This is a genomic window from Thalassospira sp. UBA1131 (assembly GCF_002311515.1).
GTDB lineage: Bacteria > Pseudomonadota > Alphaproteobacteria > Rhodospirillales > Thalassospiraceae > Thalassospira.
The window spans coordinates 255-9,283 of record NZ_DCAO01000061.1; the positions used below are offsets into that span (position 1 = coordinate 255).

Consider the following 9,029-nt stretch of genomic DNA (forward strand, 5'->3'; position numbering starts at 1 on the left):
GACTTCGTCGAACTCGCCAAAGAAAAATCGACCGGCCCGTCCGGCCCGAACGGTGGTGATCTTGGCTTCTTTAACCGTGCCGACATGGTTGCACCGTTTGCCGAGGCAGCCTTTGCCATGGAACCGGGCACCTATTCGAGCGAGCCGGTTCAGACCCAGTTCGGCTGGCACGTGATCAAGGTTGAAGAGAAAAAAGAAGGCACCCAGCCGTCGCTTGACGAAGTCCGTCAGCAGCTGGTGGCCGAAATCAGCCGCGATGCGTTTAACGCACTTGTCGAAGACCTGCGTTCTGATGCCGAAATCGTCAACTATGTCGAAATCGAAGCCGCGAAGGCCGCAGAAGAAGCCGCCAAGGAAAAGCCGGCGGAATAATCCCGCAGACTTCGCGATCAGTATCATTTGATCGCGACTGGCTTCAGAGAATTCGAAAACGGGGTGCAGCCATTGGCTTCGCCCCGTTTTTTACACATCATTTGATCGCGTAAATTCATTCTGCCGCTTGCTTTTCGTCGCCATTGCGGCAGGATGGACCGACTTATCCAATAAAGGAAACTGCACTGATGGTTGCGACTGCCATTTCACCGCTTGCCCCTGCGGCATTCCCAGACCTTCCGGCGATTGCTGGCGTTAAACTGCATACCGCAACCCTTGGCATTCGCTATAAGGGGCGCCCGGATGTGCTGCTGGCCGAACTTGAGCCAGGCACGCAGGTTGCCGGTGTCTTCACCACGTCCACCACCGCATCGGCGGCGGTCCGCTGGGGACGTGAGGCGCTTAAGGGTGGTACGGCACGTGCCTTTTTTGTCAATGCGGGTAACTCGGTCGCCTTTACCGGCAAGGCAGGCGAAAAGTTCGTTGCTGACAAGGTCGAAGCCGCGTCCAAGGCACTTGGCTGTGCAAAAACCGAAATCTTTACCGCATCGACCGGCGTGATTGGCGAGCCGACCACGGCAAACCGCATCACCGATGCACTGGGCGATCTTCTGGCCAATGAGGCTGGCTGGCTTGATGCCGCCAAGGCCATAATGACCACCGATACCTTCCCCAAGGGCGCGTCAGCCACCGCGACCATCAATGGCAAGACCGTGACCATTGCCGGTATCGCCAAGGGATCGGGCATGATTGAGCCGAACATGGCAACCATGTTAAGCTTTGTGTTTACCGATGCCGCCCTGCCGCACAGCGTTTTGCAGGCCATTCTGGCCGATTGCAACAATCGCAGCTTCAACGCGATCACGGTTGATAGCGATACCTCGACCTCGGACACGCTTCTGGTGGCTGCCACCGGCAAGGCGGGCAATGATGCGATTAGTGACGTCAACGATCCGGAACTTGCCGCGTTCAAGGCGGCATTTGAAGGCGTACTGCGTGATCTTGCCCATCAGATCGTCCGCGATGGCGAAGGTGCTTCGAAATTCATCACCGTCAAGGTCACCGGTGCCGTGAACGAAAAAGAAGCCAAGACTGCCGCCAAGGCCATTGCCAACTCCCCGCTTGTCAAAACCGCGATTGCCGGTGAAGACGCCAACTGGGGCCGTATCGTCATGGCGGTTGGCAAATGCGGTGTGACGGCCGATCCAAACAAGCTGAGCGTTGCAATCGGTGGCATTACGTTGGCCAAGAACGGTGAACGTGTTGCCGATTATGACGAAGGCCCGGTCGAAGCCCACATCAAGGGTCAGTATATCGACATTGATGCCGATCTTGGCTTTGGCGATGGTGCGGCCACGGTTTGGACCTGTGACCTGACGCATGGCTATATCTCGATCAATGCGGATTACCGCAGCTAAGCGATCATAGTCCTGCGCACTAAAAAACGCCGCCTTCACTGAGGGCGGCGTTTTGCGTTTTCGGGCCGTGATCGGCAGAGGTTATCTCTTGCCGGGAATATAGCCATTTAGGATCAGGCCGACATTGGCACCTTCAAGCTCGGTTTCGCTCAGATCCGTGGCGCCAAAGGCTACGCCGGCAACGTTTGCCTTGGTCAGATTGGCGCCCTTCATCTTGGCTTCGTCAAATACCGAGTTGCGCAAATCGGCCTGTTCGAAATTGACATCCGAAAGATCCGCATTCCAGACGACGCCGGTCTTCTCACCCTTCTTGTCGCGCTGATCGACACCGCCAAAGTGAACGCCCTGGAACACGCCCTCGCTACAATCAGAACCGGCCATGCGCACACCATCCAGCACAGCACCATTCATGCGGATTTTATGCATGTCGGCTTCGCGCATCGAACACATGGCAAGAATGGTATCGACAAAAAGCGTGCCGCGCAGGATGCATTTGTCAAAGACGGCCCCGGACAGGTCCATGCCCGAAAAGTCCATGCCCGACAAATCGCGACCGGCAGCAATCATTGGCATGCCGGTTTTGCCGCCGGTTGCCAGCCACGTGCTATGGCCGTTTACAAGTTCGCGAATATCATCAACCAGCGGGGCCGTCGGTGTACCGCCACCGATTGAGTAGGATGTGTTGGCCTGCGACAAATCGACATCCTTCAAGTCGACATTGCGCAGGTTCGCACCGCTTAAGTCCGCCCCGACAAGTTCCGTCCCGGCAAGCTTCGCCCCCTTGAGGTTGGCATTGCGAAGCTTTGCACCATTCATCTTGCACCCGGTCAGATCAGCGCCTTCGAGGTTGACGGCAAACATGTTGGCGTCACTCATATCCGTATGGGCAAGGCGCGATCCCGACATGTTGGCACCGGCCATATTGGCCCCCCACATCATCGCACCTTCGAGGTCGGTATTTGACATGTCGGTTTCGCGTTTGACCGTGCGTTCACGAGCCCCTTCAAGGACCACCATGATGCCTGCGCGCAAATCAATGCCGTTCAGGTTGGCATTGCGCAAACTGGACCTTGCCATATTGGCCCCACGCAGATCGGCGCGTTCAAAGGTCGAATTTTCGAGGTCGGCCTCAACAAAGTTCGCGCCAAACAGGTCACAGAAATCGAAACAAACATCGCGCGCCGATGCCTGTATGAAGTTTGCACCAGGTAAGACCGCCTCTTTCAGGCTGATCTTGCTCATTTTGATGCGGGAAAGATTGCAGTTGCGCTTTTGCATGCGCACCCCGCCCGGCTTTTGATTGAGATAAAGTTGATGCTTCTTGATTGAATCAATCAATTCCGAACGCGATGACATTCAGTAGAAAACCCCAGAGATTCTAAATTAGATTTTTGTTATTCTGGATTATAGAATGACGCAGTTTCCCCGCAACGCAATTTGTTTAAGACATTGCGCGACATTGGGACGTTTTAAGTCTTTAAAAAGTGGGGAAAACTATCCGAACGCTTAGTGAATCTGCACCCTGGCAGGATTAGATCCTAAACCTTACCGGGGATGATTCCGGTCAGAATCGAGCCGGTGTTGGTACCGTCAAGATCGACGTCGCTTAAGTCCGTTTCACCAAAGGCAACACCGGAAATATTGGCCTTGCAAAGCTTGGCCCCCTTCATGTGGGGCTCATCGAAAACCGAGTTTCGAAGGTCGGCGTGTGAAAAGTCCGTCGCATGAAGGTCTGCGCGCCAGACCTCGCCTGTTTTTTGTCCCTTGGCATCGCGCTGTTCGACGCCACCGAACTTGACGCCCTGAAGCACGGCCTTGGTGCAGTTGGCATATGACATCCGCACACCGTTCATGATCGAACCACTCAGCCGGGCGCGGGACAAATCGGCATTGCGCATCGATGCCATGACCAGAATGGTATCGACCAGCAAAACACCGCGCAGGATGCAATCATCAAAACATGCCGCTGAAAGATCAAACCCCGTGAAATCAAGTTCGGTCAGATCACGACCGGTCACATCAAGGCGTGCGCCCGAAATGCCGCCACTTGTCAGCCACTCGGTGTGGGCATTGAGCAAGATGCGAATATCATCGGGCAACGGCGTTGCCGCCTTGCTGCCAATCGAGTTTGACGTATTGGCCTGAGACAGATCAACGTTCGCCAGATCAACATTGCGCAGATTGGCACCCGACAAGTCCGTGCCAAGCAAAAGCGTATCCTTGAGCTTTGCACCCTTGAGGTTCGCGTTTTTGAGCTTTGCGCCCGACAGGTTGCAGCCCGAAAGATCCGCGCCGGCAAGGTTGACGGCAAACATGTTGGCGTCGCTCAGATCCGCATCGGCAAGCCGGGCACCGGACATGTTGCTTTCGGCCAGATTGGCACCGGACATCACCGATCCCTGAAGGTCTGCATTGGTCAGATCCGTTTGTCGTTTGACCTTTTTTTCGCGTCCGGCATCAACAATCACCATCACACCGGATCTAAGATCAGCCCCCGTCAGGTTGGCATTACGCAGTTTGGCGCGCGCCATGTTGGCACCGCGCAAGTCGGCGCGCATGAAGCTTGAACCTTCGAGATTGGCCTCGACAAAGTTGGTTCCGAACAGATCACAGAAATCAAATTTGACATCCTGGATCTGGGCCTGGATGAAATTGGCACCGGGAAGCACCGCATCTTCAAGACTGATCTTGCTCATCTTGATGCGCGACAGGTTGCCATTGCGGAGCTGCAATCGCCGACCGCCGGGCTGCTTCATGACAAAGAGCTGATGCTTTTTGATTGCATCAACCAGTTCGGTGCGTGTTGTCATCTGGTGGGTGGTACCCCCGATCAATCGGAAACAGCGCATGGACGCCGCGGTTCCAAGAATTCTTATAAAGTATACCCTTCAATGACAGTGAACATTCTGACAAAACATGACAATTAAGCCCCCTGGTTCACTGGCATAAATATATGATTACACAATACTTATCGCGTTGCATGGTTTTCTTGCGGCCGGTTGCGGATCTGACAATCTGCGATCGATATTGCGGGGCAATGTGTTTGCAACGGCAGCGCCATATATCGGCCGGACCGCGCAAGGAACCCACCTGTGATTTTGCGATCTTGTATGGGGTTCCGCCCGCCCCCATCTGCAAAATGTATTTAAGAAGAAGCGGGTAAAATGCACCACATTCTGTTTGTTGATGATGATGCCAACATCCTGAACGGATTGCGCCGACGTCTGCGCAGCACCCGTCCCGAGTGGAACCTTTATTTCGCAAATAGCGGGTCTGAGGCCATCGAACTTGCCGAAAACAAGGATCTCGACGTCATCGTTTCAGACATCCAGATGCCTGGCATGGACGGTGTGACCTTGCTTGAAACCTTGCAGAAAACCCATCCCGATGCCGTACGTATCATTCTGACCGGTCATGCTGATAACGCATCCTATCTGCGCACCATCGGCCCGGCGCACCAGTTTCTGAGCAAGCCTTGCGATCATGAAACCCTGGTCGACAGTATCGAAAACGCACTGGGTCTGCGTCAGTTGTTGCGAAGCCCCGAACTTAGAACCCTTGTCGCTGGCTCCAAGAGCCTCGCCTCGCCGCCCGACACCTATATGCGTCTGGAAACGGCCTTTTCGAACCCGAACTACGCGCTTGATACCATCAGCAAAATTGTTGAGTCCGATATCGCACTGACCACCGAAGTTTTGAAACTGACCAACTCGTCCTATTTCGCAGTGACGCAGAATGTTTCGTCGGTCGCGCATGCGGTCCGGATGCTGGGGATGGAAACGCTTAAGGCACTGGCCCTTTTTGTCGGTCTGTATCGCGGCTTTGACGGCCCGGCCAGTCAGGCAGCCAATCTTAAGCGCCTGTGCCACCGCTCCCAGCAGATTGGCGTTACCGCAGCCCTGATTGCCGAATATGAACGGCTTCCGCGTGAAATTTGTCATGCTGTGCCATCCATCGGGATGCTTAGTCACATCGGGACGTTGATCCTTTACACCAAGCGTCCTGATGAGATGCAGGCGGTCATTGACCGGGTTGAAAAAGAAGGCATTTCAATTGATCAGGCGGAGGCCGAACAATTCGGGGCCGGACATGCCGAAATCGGTGCCTATTTGCTGGGATTGTGGGGTTTCCCGGCACCTGTCATTCAGGCGGTTGCCTATCACCATCGGCCAATGGATTTACCGCACCGGGAAATGACCGCCCTGACGGCGATCTATGTTGCGCAACATCTGACATGCGAAATTGCCGATCGTGATGCCGGACGGACGGTCGAAAGCACGATCGATCAGGAATATCTCGCCCAGATCGGCAAGCAGAGCCACATCGAAGAATGGACCAATATTGCGGCTGTTGTTTCCGACAAATACCGCGAACTGACCAATAACTAGATCACGTGTCCTGATGTGCTCCGTCATCAGAAAAAAGGGGCAAAAAGGACACGACCCTCCACATATGCGGACTATCAAAGATCCTTTGCAGGCCCCATGTATAGACCATGGAGCACACGCATGAGGTGAAAATGAGCGTCATCCTTTTTGTCGATGATGACAAAAATATTCTGGATGGTTTGCGTCGCCGGTTACGCTCGGTCCGGTCCGGCTGGGAGCTGCATTTCGCGCATGACGCCGAAAGCGCCTTGGCGAAGGCTGCCGAAATGGAACCGGATGTCGTCGTTTCCGACATGCGCATGCCCGGAACCGATGGCGCAGAACTTTTGACCATGATGCAGGAAAAACACCCGCATAGCGCGCGTATCATTCTTTCGGGTTTTGCCGAGGAAGAGGCAATCCTGCGCACGGTTGGCCCGGCGCATCAGTATCTGGCCAAACCGTGTGATGATCAGATGCTGGTCGAAACCATCGAGAACGCGCTTGATCTGCGTAACCTTCTGACCAATCCGGACCTGCGTGCACTTGTTGGCGGGATTGATGCACTGGCCTCCCCGCCGATAACCTATACCAACCTTGTCAAGGCACTGGAAAACCCGCTGACCAGCAACGAGCAGCTTACCGCCATCGTTGCATCGGACATTGCGTTAACCGCCGAAATCCTGAAGCTGACCAATTCTGCGTATTTTGCGGTCAGCCAGAAAATCACATCTGTCTCGCAAGCTATTCGCATGATTGGCGTCGATACGCTTAAGGCGCTTGCCCTGTTTATCGGTCTGTTTCGCAGTTTTGACGGCCCCAAGCCGGCGGTCACGCGGATGATGCAACTGTGCAAACGCAGCCAGCAGCTTGGCGTTGTCGCCACCTTGATCGCCGAGCAGGAGAAGCTTCCGAAGGAAGTAATCAGTGTCATGGCCGCTGTAGGCATGCTGAGTCATACCGGCAGTTTGATCCTTTATGCCTATCGCGCCAATGAAATGGCCGAGGTCATCAAGCGGGTCGAAACCGAAGACATTCCGATCAACGTTGCCGAACGTGACCAGTTTGGCGCGGCCCACCCGGAAATCGGTGCGTACCTTTTGGGTCTGTGGGGCTTTCCAAGCGCCATGGTGCAGACGGTTGCCTATCACCATCGCCCGCAAGACACGCGGCATACAGAAATGAATGCGCTTAGCGCAATCTATATCGCCCAGCACCTGGCCCGCGAAGTCGCCATTGAAAGCCGTACTGGTCGGGCCCCCGAAAGCCGCATTGACCTTGAATATCTTGAACGTCTGGGAAAAGCCGACCGGTTGCCGGTCTGGCGCGAAATTGCCCGCGTGGTCGAAGAAAAATACCGCGAAATGGACATGTAAGGGAGAGAGATGATGACACAGAATCCCCCTGTACTCTTCGTTGATGACGATGAAAACCTGTTGATGGGACTTAAGCGCAAGCTGCGCGGCAAGTTCGATTTCGACACGGCGGTCGGCCCGCTTCAGGCGCTTGAGAAATTCAAGGCGGGCAACAAATATGCGGTTTGTGTTGCCGACATGCGCATGCCCGACATGGACGGTGTGAAGCTACTGGCCGAGGTTACCAAACTCAGCCCCGACACGGTCAACATGATGCTGACCGGCAATGCCGACCAGCATACCGCGGTCGAAGCAATCAACCGGGGGCATATTTTCCGCTTTTTCAACAAGCCGTGCGAGGATGAAGACCTGATTGCCGGTGTTAAGGCGGGCTTGCGACAATATCAGTTGATCACCGCGGAAAAGGCGCTGATCGAACAGACCCTGGCAGGCAGTGTAAAGGTCCTGACCGAGGTGCTGGCACAACTTAACCCGGCGATTTTTGGCAAGGCGATGCGCGCCAAGCTTTGGTGCGATACCATTGCCAAACAGATCGGCTACCCGCATCCGTGGGAATTGGGGTTGGCCGCATTACTGGCGCCAATTGGTTATGTCTCCCTACCGCCGGAAATCCTTGCCCGCCTTGGCGATGAAAAGCCACTTCAACCGCTTGAACGTGACGTTGTCCGACGCACGCCCGAAGTGGCACGCAAACTGATTTCCAATATCCCGCGTCTGGAACACGTTGCCGGTATTGTCTATCTGCAAAACCGCAATTTTGACGGATCGGGCTTCCCGGCCGAAGGCCCGCTTGGCACGGAAATTCCGTTGGGTGCGCGGGTCCTTCGGATTTTCAACGACCTTGGCAAAATTGTCGAAAGTGATCTTGTCGTCAAACAGCACTTTGACGAGTTGCGCCACAAGCCCGAACGCTATGACCCCGAACTGCTGAGCCAGATCGAAGCGGTCCTTGCCCAGGAAGACCCGTCCTACGACAAAGTCGCCTATCCGACCGGGACGGAGCATGACATTTACCTCAAGAACCTGCGGATCGGGGATTTCCTTTTGACCGATATCGAAACGCGTGACGGGCATATCTTGCTGACCCATGGCAACTACGTTTCCGAAATTCAGATCCAGCGGTTGCGCGTTTTTCAGGAACTTCACCAGTTTCATGAGCCCATTCGTGTCCGCCGCGGCGGGCATGATCAGATTGCCGCGGGCGGAGAGGCCTGATGTCTGACAAGATTGAAAACCTGCACGACACCAAGATCCTGAGTGGCACGTCCGATCTGACATCGGGGGCGGACCTGCTTGAGGCTGCCAAGGAAATTGATGCGCCAGAGGACGTTCGCGCCCACTTCCTGGCACTGATGGGGGAACAGAAGCGCCGCAAGCTGGAAACCATGCAGCGGCTCAAAACCATTCTTGATAGCGTTGTCGAGGGGATCCTGATCATTGATGCCACCGGCATGATCCAGGACTTCAACAAATCAGCCGCCGAAATCCTGCGCGCA

Annotated in this window: 8 protein-coding genes; 6 read left to right on the top strand and 2 right to left on the bottom strand. The window is 55.0% G+C overall.

Annotation, left to right across the window (positions count from 1 at the left end; genetic code table 11):
• On the top strand, positions 1-372 hold a 372-nt coding region (locus B3Z49_RS09270; protein WP_296990258.1), incomplete at its 5' end, for a peptidylprolyl isomerase.
• 188 nt (positions 373-560) lie between these two features.
• A complete protein-coding gene (gene argJ, locus B3Z49_RS09275; RefSeq protein ID WP_296990260.1) occupies positions 561-1,790 on the top strand; it encodes a bifunctional glutamate N-acetyltransferase/amino-acid acetyltransferase ArgJ in 1,230 nt (409 codons plus the stop codon).
• Between the two features lie 81 nt (positions 1,791-1,871).
• Here the strand turns inward: argJ and B3Z49_RS09280 are convergent, their stop codons facing one another.
• Positions 1,872-3,146, bottom strand: coding sequence for a pentapeptide repeat-containing protein (locus B3Z49_RS09280; RefSeq protein ID WP_296990263.1), 1,275 nt, complete (start codon positions 3,144-3,146; stop codon positions 1,872-1,874).
• Positions 3,147-3,328: 182 nt separating this feature from the next.
• A complete protein-coding gene (locus B3Z49_RS09285) occupies positions 3,329-4,600 on the bottom strand; it encodes a pentapeptide repeat-containing protein (protein ID WP_064780030.1) in 1,272 nt (423 codons plus the stop codon).
• Positions 4,601-4,954: 354 nt separating this feature from the next.
• Here B3Z49_RS09285 and B3Z49_RS09290 point away from each other — a divergent pair, with 354 nt between their 5' ends.
• The 4 genes from B3Z49_RS09290 to B3Z49_RS09305 form a co-directional block, all read left to right on the top strand.
• Positions 4,955-6,178: a response regulator gene (locus tag B3Z49_RS09290; RefSeq protein ID WP_296990271.1), complete on the top strand. Its 1,224-nt coding sequence runs from the start codon at positions 4,955-4,957 to the stop codon at positions 6,176-6,178.
• A gap of 131 nt (positions 6,179-6,309) precedes the next feature.
• Positions 6,310-7,533 (top strand): response regulator, encoded by a 1,224-nt coding sequence (locus B3Z49_RS09295; RefSeq protein ID WP_296990273.1) that lies wholly within the window; start codon positions 6,310-6,312, stop codon positions 7,531-7,533.
• Between the two features lie 12 nt (positions 7,534-7,545).
• On the top strand, positions 7,546-8,748 hold the full coding sequence (locus B3Z49_RS09300) for an HD domain-containing phosphohydrolase (RefSeq protein WP_296990275.1): 1,203 nt from the start codon (positions 7,546-7,548) through the stop codon (positions 8,746-8,748).
• Positions 8,748-9,029 (top strand): PAS domain-containing protein (locus B3Z49_RS09305; RefSeq protein WP_296990277.1); only part of this gene is annotated, 282 nt, incomplete at its 3' end. The genes B3Z49_RS09300 and B3Z49_RS09305, both read left to right, overlap by 1 nt.

Coding starts and splice junctions, on each gene's coding strand:
- argJ (WP_296990260.1), top strand. CDS start 561: ATGGTTGCGACTGCCATTTCACCGCTTGCCCCTGCGGCATTCCCAGAC.
- B3Z49_RS09285 (WP_064780030.1), bottom strand. CDS start 4,600: ATGACAACACGCACCGAACTGGTTGATGCAATCAAAAAGCATCAGCTC.
- B3Z49_RS09290 (WP_296990271.1), top strand. CDS start 4,955: ATGCACCACATTCTGTTTGTTGATGATGATGCCAACATCCTGAACGGA.
- B3Z49_RS09280 (WP_296990263.1), bottom strand. CDS start 3,146: ATGTCATCGCGTTCGGAATTGATTGATTCAATCAAGAAGCATCAACTT.
- B3Z49_RS09295 (WP_296990273.1), top strand. CDS start 6,310: ATGAGCGTCATCCTTTTTGTCGATGATGACAAAAATATTCTGGATGGT.
- B3Z49_RS09300 (WP_296990275.1), top strand. CDS start 7,546: ATGACACAGAATCCCCCTGTACTCTTCGTTGATGACGATGAAAACCTG.